The organism is Kitasatospora sp. NPDC086801 (genome assembly GCF_044745805.1).
In the GTDB taxonomy this organism is placed as follows: domain Bacteria; phylum Actinomycetota; class Actinomycetes; order Streptomycetales; family Streptomycetaceae; genus Kitasatospora.
Map to the genome: position 1 here is coordinate 1 of NZ_JBIVAX010000036.1, position 13,651 is coordinate 13,651.

At 71.9% G+C, this 13,651-nt stretch carries 14 protein-coding genes; 3 read left to right on the forward strand and 11 right to left on the reverse strand.

All coding sequences use genetic code 11. The features are described from left to right. Nucleotides 1-117 precede the first annotated feature (117 nt). The 11 genes from ACIPLC_RS28860 to ACIPLC_RS28910 all read right to left on the reverse strand — a co-directional run bounded on the left by ACIPLC_RS28860 (nt 118) and on the right by ACIPLC_RS28910 (nt 9,344). Nucleotides 118-285 (reverse strand): hypothetical protein, encoded by a 168-nt coding sequence (locus ACIPLC_RS28860; RefSeq protein ID WP_400475949.1) that lies wholly within the window; start codon nt 283-285, stop codon nt 118-120. Nucleotides 286-577: 292 nt separating this feature from the next. Beyond that, nucleotides 578-1,273, reverse strand: a complete 696-nt coding sequence (locus ACIPLC_RS28865; RefSeq protein ID WP_400475950.1) for a FadR/GntR family transcriptional regulator — start codon at nt 1,271-1,273, stop codon at nt 578-580. A gap of 78 nt (nt 1,274-1,351) precedes the next feature. Then, nucleotides 1,352-2,245: an amidohydrolase family protein gene (locus ACIPLC_RS28870; RefSeq protein ID WP_400475951.1), complete on the reverse strand. Its 894-nt coding sequence runs from the start codon at nt 2,243-2,245 to the stop codon at nt 1,352-1,354. Then, entirely contained in the window at nt 2,242-2,553 is a 312-nt protein-coding gene (locus tag ACIPLC_RS28875) for an L-rhamnose mutarotase (RefSeq protein ID WP_350875992.1), read from the reverse strand. Before ACIPLC_RS28875 ends, ACIPLC_RS28870 begins: the two co-directional genes overlap by 4 nt. Beyond that, the gene (locus ACIPLC_RS28880) at nt 2,550-3,203 is read right to left on the reverse strand and encodes a lactate utilization protein C (RefSeq protein WP_400475952.1); all 654 of its coding nucleotides are present in this window, start codon (nt 3,201-3,203) and stop codon (nt 2,550-2,552) included. Before ACIPLC_RS28880 ends, ACIPLC_RS28875 begins: the two co-directional genes overlap by 4 nt. Further along, nucleotides 3,200-4,651 carry a LutB/LldF family L-lactate oxidation iron-sulfur protein gene (locus ACIPLC_RS28885; protein ID WP_400475953.1) on the reverse strand — a complete coding sequence of 484 codons (1,452 nt, stop codon included), beginning with the start codon at nt 4,649-4,651 and terminating at the stop codon, nt 3,200-3,202. The genes ACIPLC_RS28880 and ACIPLC_RS28885 overlap by 4 nt, the downstream gene beginning before the upstream one ends. Then, nucleotides 4,648-5,388, reverse strand: a complete 741-nt coding sequence (locus tag ACIPLC_RS28890; RefSeq protein WP_400475954.1) for a (Fe-S)-binding protein — start codon at nt 5,386-5,388, stop codon at nt 4,648-4,650. The genes ACIPLC_RS28885 and ACIPLC_RS28890 overlap by 4 nt, the downstream gene beginning before the upstream one ends. Then, nucleotides 5,388-6,386: an aldo/keto reductase gene (locus tag ACIPLC_RS28895; RefSeq protein WP_400475955.1), complete on the reverse strand. Its 999-nt coding sequence runs from the start codon at nt 6,384-6,386 to the stop codon at nt 5,388-5,390. Before ACIPLC_RS28895 ends, ACIPLC_RS28890 begins: the two co-directional genes overlap by 1 nt. Continuing rightward, nucleotides 6,383-7,144 carry an SDR family NAD(P)-dependent oxidoreductase gene (locus ACIPLC_RS28900; RefSeq protein ID WP_400475956.1) on the reverse strand — a complete coding sequence of 254 codons (762 nt, stop codon included), beginning with the start codon at nt 7,142-7,144 and terminating at the stop codon, nt 6,383-6,385. Before ACIPLC_RS28900 ends, ACIPLC_RS28895 begins: the two co-directional genes overlap by 4 nt. Continuing rightward, the gene (locus ACIPLC_RS28905) at nt 7,141-8,481 is read right to left on the reverse strand and encodes an L-fuconate dehydratase (protein ID WP_400475957.1); all 1,341 of its coding nucleotides are present in this window, start codon (nt 8,479-8,481) and stop codon (nt 7,141-7,143) included. The genes ACIPLC_RS28900 and ACIPLC_RS28905 overlap by 4 nt, the downstream gene beginning before the upstream one ends. 11 nt (nt 8,482-8,492) lie before the next feature. Further along, the gene (locus tag ACIPLC_RS28910; RefSeq protein ID WP_400475958.1) at nt 8,493-9,344 is read right to left on the reverse strand and encodes a fumarylacetoacetate hydrolase family protein; all 852 of its coding nucleotides are present in this window, start codon (nt 9,342-9,344) and stop codon (nt 8,493-8,495) included. 513 nt (nt 9,345-9,857) lie between these two features. Between ACIPLC_RS28910 and ACIPLC_RS28915 the strand changes: the two genes are divergently transcribed. The 3 genes from ACIPLC_RS28915 (at nt 9,858) to ACIPLC_RS28925 (ending at nt 13,556) form a co-directional block, all read left to right on the forward strand. After that, nucleotides 9,858-10,904: a sugar ABC transporter substrate-binding protein gene (locus tag ACIPLC_RS28915; RefSeq protein ID WP_400475959.1), complete on the forward strand. Its 1,047-nt coding sequence runs from the start codon at nt 9,858-9,860 to the stop codon at nt 10,902-10,904. Between the two features lie 80 nt (nt 10,905-10,984). Then, nucleotides 10,985-12,541 (forward strand): sugar ABC transporter ATP-binding protein, encoded by a 1,557-nt coding sequence (locus tag ACIPLC_RS28920; RefSeq protein WP_400475960.1) that lies wholly within the window; start codon nt 10,985-10,987, stop codon nt 12,539-12,541. Beyond that, nucleotides 12,525-13,556, forward strand: a complete 1,032-nt coding sequence (locus ACIPLC_RS28925; RefSeq protein WP_400475961.1) for an ABC transporter permease — start codon at nt 12,525-12,527, stop codon at nt 13,554-13,556. Before ACIPLC_RS28920 ends, ACIPLC_RS28925 begins: the two co-directional genes overlap by 17 nt. Nucleotides 13,557-13,651 lie beyond the last annotated feature (95 nt).

Here is a 13,651-nt window from a genome sequence, read left to right on the forward strand (position 1 = left end):
CTCTCCCCGATGGAGTTCGAACAACAGCAACGCACGACGGCTAAACTCTCACTCGCGGCGTAAACCCCTGTGTCCACAATCCGGGGGTCACCTCAGCCCACCCGTCCCCAGCCTCTGCTACATCTGGCCCTGGTCCATCACGCCACCGGCGCGCGTGCGCGCCTGCGTTCCCGGCGCCTGGTCGGCAGTATCCGCCACGGGGTCGGAGCCGTCGTCCTGCGGGTCTGCGACCCTGTGGACGACCAGTTCGGGCTGCTCGTCGGCGTACTCTTCGGGCTCGGGCATGGGATTCTCCTTCTTCGGGGCGTCAAGCACCTGGACCAACGAGCCGCCCGCCACCTGATGACGCCTCCCGAAGGGCAGTTGGCTGGCAGTTGGTCTGTGCGGCCTGACGACGAGGAGGGGGAGGAGGGGGAGGTCGCGGCGGGCTGCGACGCGGGCGGCCCGGTAGACGGCGGCCTGGGCGGCGGCCAGGTCCTGCCAGGCATCACCTCGCCGGGCGGCAGACCAATCCCGCGGCTTCGTCCACAGCACCCGCCCACACGGAGGTCGCGCCCCTTGGAGCACCCGCCCCGGGTCAGCCGAGCGAGGATCCGGCTGCGCCGAGGGTGTCCCGCAGCCACTGCTCGACGCCTGCCACGTGCACCGTCGCCCAGGCGTGCGCGACGTCGGGGCGGCGGTGGGCGATGGCGTCGAGGATGGCGCGGTGCTGCTGGCGGGTCCGGTCGACCGCGCCTTCCTCGGTCAGCCCGCGCCAGATCCTCGCCCGGGCGGTCGGGCCGGACAGACCGTCGACGAGCGAGCACAGGACGGTGTTGCCCGAACCGGCCGCGATCCTGTGGTGGAACTCAAGGTCGTTGTCGATCAGCTCTTGCAGGGGGGCGTCGTCACTCAGGCTCTCCAGGACCTCTCCGAGCGCGGCGATGTCCGCGTCCGGCATCACTCGGGCGGCCATGGCTGCGGCGGCGGGCTCCAGAATGCGGCGGACCTCCAGGAACTCCAGCACCGAGTCGTCCTGGTGGAAGTCGACGACGAAGCCCAGCGCGTCCAGCAGCAGGTTGGGCTCCAGACTCGTCACGTACGTGCCGTCTCCCTGGCGTACGTCGAGCACCCGGATGAGCGAGAGAGCCTTCACCGCCTCACGCAGGGAGTTGCGCGACAGACCGAGCCGCTCGGCCAGGTCGGCCTCCTTCGGGAGTCGCGAACCGGGGCGCAGTTCACCACTGACGATCATGGCTTTGATCTTCTCGATCGCCGAGTCGGTGACTGGCACGCCGCTGCCTCCCTGGTCCTGATCCCTGCAGCATAGTCTCCCCGGCACCCACCCGGAGCTGGCCTTGATCGCGACAGGTCAAGACCATTCAGCACGCCCCTCCACAGGCCGGCGCGGTGCGCCGAGCCCGTACACGCGGACCGCGTTGTGCCGGAACACCGCGTCCTCCTCCCCCGCGCTGAGCCCGTCCACGAGGTACCGGGTGATCCGGGTGACCTCGGCGTAGCCGGCCTCCAGGGTGCACACCGGCCAGTCGGAACCGAAGAGGAGCCGTTCCGGGCCGAAGGCCTCCAGGGCGGTGTCGACGCAGGGCCTGAGGTCCGCCGTCCGCCACCGGCCGGGGGCGGCCTCGGTCACCAGGCCGGAGAGCTTTCCCACGGTGTTGGGCAGCGCGGCCAGGCGGCCCAGGTCCGCTGCCCAGGGGGCGAGCGTGCCGTCGGCGATCGGGGGCTTGCCGAGGTGGTCGAGGACGAACGTCAGGCCGGTGAGCCGGGCGGCCGCGAGGGCGGCGGCGGGCAGCTGGTGCGGCGTGACGACGAGGTCGTAGGCGAGACCGGCCCCGGCGACGGCGAGCAGGCCGCGCTGGACGTCGGGGCGCAGCAGCCACTCGGGGTCGGGCTCTTCCTGGACCTGGTGCCTGATGCCCACCAGCCGTTCCCCGCCGGGGAGTTCGCGCAGGGCGGCGATCGCGTCGGCAACGCCGGGGGCGGTGAGGTCGGTCCAGCCGACGACGCCGGCGATCAGGTCGCTGCCGTCGGCCAGCGCCAGCAGTTCGGGGGTCTCCTCGGGGGCGCAGACGGTCTGCACGACGACCGTGGCGACCACTCCGGCCGCCGCGGCTTCGGGGGCGAGGTCGACGGCGGTGAAGGAGCGGGCCAGGGGAGCGAGGGCCTCGCCGCTGATCCAGGGCTGCGGCCGCCTGTCGAGGTCCCAGACGTGGTGGTGCGCGTCGACGATCTGACGTCCGGTCACAGTTCCCACACGGCCGGGAGCCCGGCCCCGGCGCCGGCGTCCGAGTAGTCGTGGCTGATGTCGAGCAGTTCGCCCATCCTCTCCTGCCAGGCGGTGTTGGCCGGGAGGTGCTCCAGTTCGGCGAGGAGCCGGGCGTAGTCCTCGCACTCCAGCAGGTGGAACAGCTCGCAACCGCTGCGCCAGATCGTCCACGAGGTGGCGCCGGCAGCCCGGATGGCTGCGACGAGTTCGGCGGGCACGTCCCGGTGGGCGGCCTCGTACTCGGCGATCCGGTCCGGGCGGAGGCGGGTGTGCAGGGCGACTCTCATGGCTGCTCCGGGTGGGTGGGGTGGTCGACGATGACGACGTGCAGGGTGCGGGGGCCGTGCACGCCCTCGACGCGGTCGAGTTCGATGTCGCTGGTGGCAGAAGGGCCCGAGATGAAGGTCAGCGGCAGCGCGGGGTCGAGGCGGGCGAGGGCGTCGGGGACGTCGGCGGCGATCTGTCCGGCGCGGATGACGCACAGATGGTAGTCGGGTACGAGGGTGAGGGCGCGGCGGCCCTGGCCCGGGCCGGTGTCGAGGACGATGGTCCCGGTGACGGCGATGCCGGCGGCGGCGAGGGTGCAGGCGCCGTCCAAGGCGTTCAGGGCTTGGACGTCCAGCGGTTCCGGGTGCCACTGCCAGTCGCCGGGCGGCAGCAGCTCGACGGGAAAGCCGCTGGGCAGTGCCAGGTTGCTCGCCCCGGATGCGGTGAGCGCGGCGGCGATGGCGGCCGGCAGGCCCGCCTGGTCGGTGCGGGTGACGTTCGCGCGGTAGTCGGCGACCCGCTCGGCGAACAGGGCGACGGTGTCCTCGCCCGGCTCGGTGTGGCTGCGGCGGTAGGTCCGGGGTACGGGGACGTCGTCGGGCCGTTCGCCGGCGGGGACGTCGGCGAGCGCCGCCCGGATGCGGCCGAGAACCGCCTCACGGCTGCTCATCGTTCACCTTCCCTGTTCTTGCGCCACCAGGTGCGGAAGGACTCCGCCGGAGGTGCGGGGGTGTCGCGGGTGTCGGACCAGCCGTGCAGCGGGCCCGGCAGCCGGCCGATCCGCCCCTCCCTGGCGAGGGCCCTGCCGCCGAGCGCGGCGGCCTTCTGGGCCGCGGAGAGCAGGCGCGGGGAGTCGAGGACGGTGGCAGCGGCCTTCATGGCCAGCGCCTCGGCTCCCCTCGGCCTGCTCTCGACGGTCTTGGCCCGCAGGTGGGCCAGCACCTCCGGGATGTTGATCTTCACCGGGCAGGCGTCGTAGCAGGCGCCGCACAGCGTGGAGGCGAACGGCAGGGACGCCGCGTTCTCCACGCCGACCAGTTGCGGGGTGAGGACGGCGCCGATCGGTCCGGGGTAGACCGAGCCGTAGGCGTGGCCGCCGGTGCGCTCGAAGACGGGGCAGACGTTGAGGCAGGCCGAGCAGCGGATGCAGCCGAGCACCTGCCGTCCGACCTCGTCGGCGAGGGTGTCGGTGCGGCCGTTGTCGAGCAGCACCAGGTGGAACTCCCTGGGGCCGTCGCCGTCGGTGGTGCCGGTCCAGGTGGAGGTGTAGGGGTTCATCCGCTCGCCGGTGGAGGAACGGGGCAGCAGTTGGAGGAAGACCTCCAGGTCCGACCAGGAGGGGACGGTCTTCTCGATGCCCATGACGGTGATCAGCGTCTCGGGCAGCGTGAGGCACATCCGGCCGTTGCCCTCGGACTCCACGACGACGACCGTGCCGGTCTCGGCGACGGCGAAGTTGGCGCCCGAGACGGCCACCTTGGCGGTGAGGAACTTCTCCCTCAGGTGCAGGCGGGCTGCTTCGGCGAGTTCACGCGGGTCGTCGCCGAGGTTCTCCGGTGCGGGCTGCCCCCAGTGGGCCATTTCGGCGAGGAAGAGGTCGCGGATCTCGGTCCGGTTGCGGTGGATCGCGGGGACGAGGATGTGGGAGGGGCGGTCGTCGCCGAGTTGGACGATGAGTTCGGCGAGGTCCGTCTCGTAGGCGGTGATCCCGGCTTCGGCGAGGGCCTCGTTGAGGCCGATCTCCTGGGTCGCCATGGACTTGATCTTCACGACCTCGCGTTCGCCGGTGGCCCGCACGAGTTCGGTGACGATGCGGTTGGCCTCGGCGGCGTCCGAGGCCCAGTGCACGGTGCCGCCCGCGGCGGTGACGGCGGCCTCCAGCTGGACGAGGTAGCGGTCGAGGTGGCGTGCGGTGCGGTTCTTGATCGCGGCGGCGGCGTCGCGCAGTTGCTCCCAGTCGTCCAACTCGGAGGCGACGGCGAGCCGCTTGTCGCGGATGGTGGTGGTGGCGCGTTTCAGATTGACGCGCAGCCGGCTGTTGCCGAGCGCCTCGCGGGCGGCGTCGGGGAAGGCCGGGGAACCGAGCCAGACGACGCCACGGCTGCCGGGCTTGTTCATCGTGCGGTTCCTTCGGTGGCGGCGAGGATCTCGGCCAGGTGCAGGGTCCGCACGGTCGCGCCCCGGCGGGACAGTCCGCCGCCGATGTGCATCAGGCAGGAGTTGTCGGCGGCGCACAGGACCTCGGCTCCGCTGTCCAGGACGGCGGCGTTCTTGTCGGCGAGCATCGCGGCGGAGGTGTCGGCGTTCTTCACGGCGAAGGTGCCGCCGAAGCCGCAGCAGGAGTCGGCCGCGGGCAGGTCGACCAGGTCGATGTCCTCGACGGCGCGCAGCAGCCGGTCCGGGCGGTCGCCGAGGCGCAGGCCGCGCAGGGAGTGGCAGGTGGGGTGGTAGGCGACGCGGTGCGGGAAGCGGGCACCGACGTCCGTGACGCCGAGGACGTCGGTCAGGAACTCGGTGAACTCGTGCACCCGGGGCACCAGTTCGGTGACCTGTCGGAGGAGCGGGGCGGTGCCGTGCTGTTCGGCGAGCAGGGGGTGGTTGTCACGGACCATCCCGGCGCAGGAGGCGGACGGCGTGACCACGGCGTCGTAGTCGGCGAAGGCCCGGGCGAAGCGGGTCACCAGCGGGACGGCGTCGGGGCGGTAGCCGGTGTTGAAGTGCATCTGGCCGCAGCAGGTCTGTTCCCGGGGGAACTCGACACGGTGGCCGAGCCGCTCCAGCACCGTCACCACCGCGCGGCCGGTGTCGGGGAAGAGGGTGTCGTTGAAGCAGGTGATGAACAGGGCGATGCGCATCAGCCCACCTCCCCGGGGGTCGGGACGTCCGCGGGCAGCAGTCCGCGGTGCTTGAGCTCGGCCCAGAGCGCGGCCGGAACGGGGTGGTCGAGCATGGCGGCGGCGTCCCGGGCCTCGCCGGCGCTGCGGGTGCCGACCAGTACGCTCGCCACCGCCGGGTGCCCGAACGGGAACTTCAGGGCGGCGGCGCGCAGCGGGACGCCGTGCCGCTCGCAGACGGCCCTGAGGTCGGTGGCCCTGGTGAGCAGGTCCGCGGGGGCCGCGGTGTAGTCGAAGGTGGCGCCGGGCCGCGGGTCGGCGAGCAGGCCGGAGTTGAAGACGCCGCCGATCACGACGCCGACGCCGCGCCGGTGGGCCAGGGGCAGCAGTTCCGCGAGGCCCTGCTGGTCGAGGAGGCTGTAGCGGCCGGCGAGCAGGACGGCGTCGAGGTCGGTCTCGCGGATGAACCGGGCGGGCAGCCCGGCCTGGTTCATGCCGACGCCGATCGCTCCCAGGACGCCTTCGGCGCACAGGCGTTCGAGTTCCGGGTAGGCCTCGGCGAGTGCCTGTTCGGCGTGGTCGTCGGGGTCGTGCAGGTACGCGATGTCGATCCGGTCGAGGCCGAGCCGGTCCAGGCTGTCCTCGATGGAGCGGCGCACACCCCGGGCGCTGAAGTCCCAGACGCGGTGGTGGGTGGCGGGCACGGCGAAGCCGTCGGCCAGGTCGTCGCCGTCGCCGGAGGGGGCCGGTTCCAGCAGGCGTCCGACCTTGGTGGAGATCGTGTACTGGTCCCGGGGGAACGCGCGCAGGGCGTCGCCGAGTCGCCGCTCGGACAGGCCCAGGCCGTAGTGCGGGGCGGTGTCGAAGTACCGTACGCCGCACTCCCAGGCGGCGGTGACGGCCTGTCCGGCCTGCTCGTCGGTGACCGGGGTGAACAGGTTGCCGATGCCGGCGGCGCCGAAGGCGAGTTCGGTCACCTGGACCCCGCTGCGGCCGAGGGGGTGGTGGCGCGGCTTCACGGGCGTGGCTCCGGTCGCAGGCGCAGGCCGGCCATGCCGCCGTCGACGGCGAGCGCGGTGCCCGTGACGCTGGCGGCGGCCGGGGAGGCGAGGTAGGCGATGGCGGCGGCGACCTCCTCGGCGGTGACCAGCCGGCCGGTGGGCTGGCGGGCGTTGAGTGCGGAGCGCTCGGCGGCCGGGTCGTCGGCCGCGTCGAGCAGCCGGCCGACCCACGGGGTGTCGACGGTGCCCGGGTTGACGCAGTTGACCCGGATGCCTTCGCGGACGTGGTCGGCTGCCATGGCCAGGGTGAGTGAGTGGACGGCGCCCTTGCTCGCCGAGTACAGCGCACGTTGGGGCAGTCCGGCCGTGGCGGCGATGGAGCAGGTGTTGACCACCGAGGCGGCGGCGGAGCGGCGCAGGTGGGGCAGGGCGGCGCGGGTGGTGCGGACGATGCCGAGCACGTTGACGTCCAGGACGTGGTGCCACTGCTCGTCCGGGTTGTCCTCCACGGTTCCGGCGGCGCCGATGCCGGCGTTGTTGACCAGGATGTCGATCCCGCCGAGCGCCTCGGCCGCCGCCTGGACGGCCTCGCGTACGGAGCGGTCGTCGGCGACGTCGGCGGTGAAGCCGCGCAGCGGGGCGCGGACGCCGCTCGGGTCGAGGTCGAGGACGGCGACGTCCGCTCCGCGTGCGCCGAGCAACCGGGCGGTGGCCAGTCCGATGCCGGAGGCACCGCCGGTGACCAGGGCGGTGAGCCCGTCGAGGTCGGTCGTCATGAGCGCTCCTCCTTGTCGCCGCCGGCCAGGTCGGCTGCCCAGAACGTGCCGTCGGGGTAGGTGTAGGTGTCGATGGCGGTCTGGTGCATGGTGGCGGAGAACCCGGGCACGGTGGGTGCCCGGTAGCGGCCGCCGTCGATGACCACGGGGTCGAGGAAGTGCTGGTGGAGGTGGTCGACGTACTCGATGACGCGGTCCTCGGTGGTGCCGGAGAGCGCGACGTAGTCGAACATCGACAGGTGCTGGACGAGTTCGCACAGGCCCACGCCGCCGGCGTGCGGGCACACGGGGACGCCGAACCTGGCGGCGAGCAGCAGGATGGCGAGGTTCTCGTTCACGCCGGCCACCCGGGCCGAGTCCAGCTGGAGGACGTCGATGGCGCCGGCCTGGAGCAGCTGTTTGAAGACGATGCGGTTCTGCACGTGCTCGCCGGTGGCGACCTTGACGGGGTGGACACCGCGCCGGACGGCGGCGTGGCCGAGCACGTCGTCCGGGCTGGTCGGCTCCTCGATCCAGTAGGGGTCGAACTCGGCGAGCTCGTTCGTCCACTCGATCGCCTCGGCGACGTTCCAGCGCTGGTTGGCGTCGATCGCCATCCGGATGTCCGGACCGACGGCCTCGCGGGCGGCGCGGCAGCGGCGGATGTCGTCCGCCAGGTCGGCACCGACCTTCAGCTTGATCTGGGTGAAGCCGTCGGCCACCGCCTCCTTGGCGAGGCGGGTGAGCTTCTCGTCGCTGTAGCCGAGCCAGCCGGGCGAGGTGGTGTAGGCGGGGTAGCCACGGCGTAGGAGTTCGGCGGCCCGCCCGGGTGCGCCCTGTCTGCCCTTGCGCAGCAGTTCGAGGGCCTCATCGGGCGTCAGCGCGTCGGCGATGTAGCGGAAGTCGACCTGGGACACCAGCCATTCGGGGTCGGCGTCGGCCAGCAGCTGCCACAGCGGCTTGCCCTCACGCTTGGCGGCGAGGTCCCAGACGGCGTTGACGACGGCTCCGATCGCCATGTGCATCACGCCCTTCTCGGGGCCGAGCCAGCGCAGCTGGCTGTCACCGATCAGGTCGCGGTACAGGGAACCGGGGTCGGCGCACAGCTCGGCGACGGACCGTCCGACGACGTGCGGGCGCAGCGCGTCGATGGCCGCGACCTGGACGTCGTTGCCGCGACCGATGGTGAAGGTGAACCCGTGGCCCTCGTGGCCGCCCGTGGAGGCGCGCAGGACGACGTAGGCGGCGGAGTAGTCGGGGTCGGGATTCATGGCGTCGGACCCGTCCAGCTCCCGCGAGGTGGGGAAGCGGATGTCGTAGGTGTCGACGGCGGTGATCCGCGCTGTGGTTGCGGACAACGTGGTGCCTCTCAGGCGTTGGAGAAGGTCTGGCGCTGGATGCCGAGGCCGTCGATGGTCAGCTCGACGGTGTCGCCCGCGCGCAGGTAGGGGGTGCCGGGCAGACCCAGGGCCACGCCGGCCGGGGTGCCGGTGTTGATGACGTCTCCGGGCCGCAGCACCATGTACTGGCTGAGGTACCAGACCAGGTACGGGACGTCGAAGATCATGTTCTTGGTGCTGCCGCTCTGCCGCTGCTCGCCGTTGACGGCCAGACGAAGGCCGAGGGCCTGCACGTCGCCGGCCTCGTCCGGGGTGACCAGCCAGGGGCCGAGCGGGTTGAAGGTCTCACAGGACTTGCCGAGGTCCCACTGCCCGGAGTACTCGAGCTGGAACTCCCGCTCGGACACGTCGTTGCTGATCGCGTAGCCCGCGACATGGGCGGGGGCCTGTCGGGGCGAGTCCAGGTAGCGGGCCTCGCGGCCGATCACGACCGCGAGTTCGACCTCCCAGTCGGTCTTGGCCGAGCCGCGCGGGATCAGCACCTGGTCGTGGGGGCCGACCACGGCGGACGGGTCCTTCATGAAGACCACCGGCCGGGCGGGGACGGCAGCGCCGGTCTCCTCCGCGTGGTCGCGGTAGTTGAGGCCGATGCAGACGACCTTGCCCGGCCGGGCGACGGGTGCGCCGATCCGCAGGCCGGCCGGGTCGATCGCAGGGAGCTCTCCGGCGGCCAGGGCGGCGCGAGCGCGGTCGATCCCGTCCGAGGCGAGGAACGCCCCGTCGATGTCACCGGTCAGGCCCGAGAGTCCGAAGACCCGGCCGTCGTCGCCGAGGGCTGCCGGAGCCTCTTCTCCCGCCGGTCCGATCCGCACTAGCTTCATGCCCTGACTCCTGCCATAGGTCTGCGGGCCGGGGCTCTTCACCGGGCCCACACATCGGATGAATCCTCGACGCCCTGACCATACGAGTGTCGGCCACGCACCGCAAGAAGTCCTCCGATGTCTGCCGGAGCCCATCGGGGGCCGGGAGCTGAACATCTCCTAACCGTTCATCAAATCTCCAGCTCAGAAAGGAGATGACGGCTCCCTGTCACCCGAAACGAAGGCCCGGACGTTACGGTTGAGATCCGTCCGAGGTTTCCCTATTGTCAGTCACGTGCCAAGCTCGTATGGTCCTCGTGATCGCAAGCCATCCGATGACTGCGGGGAGCACGATCCGGCGCCTGCCACGACCCGCCGCATCCACGGCCTCCCTCCTGGATGACGGCCGGGAAGGGAGGTCCGGCTCAACCACCCCCGCTCCACCTCCCGGGGACAGGCCTCTCCGCCGCCCGCCACACCGGCTCCCCACCCTCGCGGGGGAGCCCGGACATCCCAGCCAAGGAGATCAGCACCATGAAGCCTCGCTCCTCCAGAATCGCGGCCGCGGCCGCCGCCGTAGTCGTCCTGGCGGGGGCCGCCACCGCCTGCAACCGCGGCAGCGCGACGGACTCCGCCGCCGGCGGCAAGCCGGCGCTCGGCATCGACCTGCCGCGTGCGGACTCCGACTTCTGGAACTCCTACGCGCAGTACATCAAGCAGGACGCCTCCGCCCAGGGCCTCAACACCCTGCCGGTGAGCAACTCGCAGAACGACGTCACCAAGCTGGTCGCCAACGTCCAGGTCTTCCAGAACACCGGCGCCAAGGCCGTCGTCATGGCCCCGCAGGACACCGGCGCGATCGCCTCCACCCTCGACCAGCTGACCGCCAAGAAGATCCCCGTGGTCAGCATCGACACCCGCCCCGACAAGGGGAACGTCTACATGGTGGTGCGCGCCGACAACAAGGCGTACGGCACCAAGGCCTGTGAGTTCCTCGGCCAGCAGCTCGGCGGCAAGGGCAAGGTCGCCGAACTCCAGGGCGCGCTGAGCTCCGTCAACGGCCGCGACCGGTCCGAGGCCTTCGCCGCCTGCATGAAGGAGAAGTTCCCCGACATCCGGGTGATCGAGCTGGCCACCGACTGGAAGGGCGACGTCGCCTCCGCCAAGCTCCAGTCCACCCTCGCCGCCGAACCGGACCTGGGCGGCGTCTACCTGCAGGCCGGCGGCGTCTTCCTGCAGCCCACCATCGCCCTGCTCCAGCAGAAGGGCCTGCTCAAGCCCGCCGGCCAGCCCGGCCACATCGCCATCGTCTCCAACGACGGCATCCCGCAGGAGTTCGACGCGATCCGCAAGGGCGACATCGACGCGACCGTCTCCCAGCCCGCCGACCTCTACGCCAAGTACGCGCTGTTCTACGCGCAGGCCGCGGCCGAGGGCAAGACCTTCCAACCCGGTGCCACCGACCACCAGTCGACCATCATCTCCCTGCCCAACGGCCTGGAGGACCAGCTCCCCGCTCCCCTGGTCACCAAGGAGAACGTCGACGACAAGTCCCTCTGGGGCAACGGCGTAGGCAAGTAGCCCACCGACCCCTCGTGCGTGGCGGCCCGGCCCCCTCCCGGGCCGCCACGCACGGATCCTGCGGAAAGGACGTCCCCGCCATGGCGGACCCCAGCCCCGTCCGGGGCCCCGTCGTCGAGGCCGACGGGATCAGCAAGCGCTTCGGCGCCACCGTCGCCCTCAGCGACGCCCGCATCTCGGTCGCGCCCGGCGAGTCGCACGCCCTGGTAGGGCGCAACGGCGCGGGCAAGTCCACGCTCGTGTCGATCCTCACCGGCCTGCAGAACCCCGACACCGGCACCCTGCGCTTCGACGGCGAGCAGGCCCCGGCCCCCGGTGACACCGACGCCTGGCGGTCCAGGATCGCCTGCGTCTACCAGCGCTCCACCATCATCCCCGCGCTGACCGTCGCCGAGAACCTCTTCCTGGACCGGCAGAGCAAAGGCGCCCTGCGCCCGATCAGCTGGAAACAGCTGCGCGGCCGCGCCACCGAGCTGCTCGCCGAGTACGGCGTGGACGTCGCCCCGACCGCGCGCGCCGAGGACCTGAGTGTCGAGCAGCGCCAGTTCGTCGAGATCGCCCGGGCGCTGTCCTTCGGGGCCCGCTTCATCATCCTGGACGAGCCCACCGCCAAGCTCGACGCGCGCGGCATCGAGCGGCTCTTCGACAAGCTGCGCTCACTGCAGGAACAGGGCGTCGCCTTCCTGTTCATCTCCCATCACCTGCAGGAGGTCTACGACCTCTGCACCACCGTCACGGTCTACCGCGACGCCCGGCACATCGTCACCGCACCAGTCGCCGAACTCGACCAGCAGGCCCTGGTGGAGGCGATGACCGGCGAGAGCTCCCGGGACAGCGGGCCCGCCTGGTCGGTGACCGGCCGGACGCGCCCCGACGGTGCCCCGCTGCTGGACGTCTCGGGCCTGAGCCTGGCCGGCGCCTACCAGGACTTCTCCCTGACCGCGCACGCCGGCGAGGTCGTGGGCCTGGCCGGCGCGGCCGCCAGCGGCAACGTCCGGCTCGGCGAGACCATCGCCGGTCTGCACCGCCCGCAGGCCGGCACGATCACCGTCGCGGGCCGCCCGGTGCGCACCGGGCGCGTTCCCGCCGCTCTCGCGGCCGGCATCGGGTTCGTGCCCGAGGACCGGCACCTCCAGGGCCTCATCCCGCAGCGCAGTGTCGCCGAGAACGCCACCCTGACCGTCACCGACCAGCTCGGGCCCTTCGGCACGGTGCTGCCCTCCCGTACCCGGGCCTTCGCCGAGCGGATGATCGACGACCTCGACATCAAGACACCCGGCCCCTCGGCCCCGGTGTCCGCACTGTCCGGCGGCAACCAGCAGAAGGTGGTCATCGCGCGGGCCCTGGCCACCGAGCCGCACGTCCTGGTGGCCATCCGGCCCACCAACGGCGTCGACGTCAAATCCAAGGAGTTCCTGCTCGGCACCGTCCGCGAGGTCGCCGACGCCGGGAGGAGCGCTCTGATCGTGTCCGACGAACTCGACGACCTGCGGGTCTGCGACCGCGTCGTGGCCATGTTCCACGGCCGCGTCGTCGCCGAGTTCGAGCACGGCTGGAGCGACGAACAGCTGGTCGCAGCCATGGAGGGCATGTCCGGCCCGACCGACACGAAGGAACGCAATGTCTCCCACCACTGAGGTCAGCCCGCGCGCGACCACCGCCGGCACCGCACCGGCCGGCCGGCGCTTCGACCTCGCCCGCTACCGCGACCTGTCGCTCGTACCGGTCCTGCTCGTCCTCGGCGTCATCGGCTTCGTCGTCTCACCCGCCTTCCTCACCACCGACAACCTCCTGGGCGTCGGCCAGCAGGCCACCGAACTGAGCCTGCTGGTGCTGGCCGAGGCGCTGATCCTGGTCGTCGGCCGGATGGACCTGTCCCTGGAATCCACGATCGGCGTGGCCCCCGTCATCGCCGTCTGGCTGGTCCTCCCCGACCACGGCGCGCGCTTCAACGGCCTCGGGCTCCTTCCCTCCTGGACGGCCATCCCGCTGTGCCTGGCCGTCGGCGCGCTCATCGGGGCGATCAACGGGTTCCTGATCCTCAAGCTGCGCCTCAACGGCTTCATCGTCACCCTCGGCGCGCTCACCCTGCTCCGCGGCCTCCAGGTCGCGATCTCCCAGGGCCAGTCGATCGTCAACCTGCCCGGTTCCTTCACCTACCTCGGCAGCACCAGCTGGCTCGGCGTCCCCGCGGCGATCTGGGTCTGCGCCCTGCTCTTCCTGGCCGGCGGCTGTGCCCTCGCCTGGCTCCGCCACGGCCGCGCCCTGTACGCGATCGGCGGCAACCCCGAGGCCGCCCGCGCCGCCGGCATCCGGGTCGACCGGATCACCTGGACCGTGCTGATCCTCGGCAGCCTGCTGGCCGCCTTCGCCGGCGTCCTCTACACCGGCCACTACGGCTCCATCTCCGCCGACCAGGGCAACGGGTGGATCTTCCAGGTCTTCGCCGCCACCGTCATCGGCGGCGTCAGCCTCAACGGCGGCCGCGGCACCCTCTTCGGTGCCCTGACCGGTGTGCTGACCCTCCAGCTCGTGGTCAACGTCATGACCCTCGCGGGCGTGCCGCCGCTGTGGAACCAGTTCCTCAACGGCGCGATCATCATCGTCGCGCTGATCATCTCCCGCTTCGCCTCGGGCGAGAAACAGGAGTGACGGGCCCCCGGCCCGAGAGCCACCGAAGCGGCGCGACCAACTCCGCGGGAACCGGTCGCGCCGCTTCGGCCTCCCCCTCCCCGCCCACTCGACCG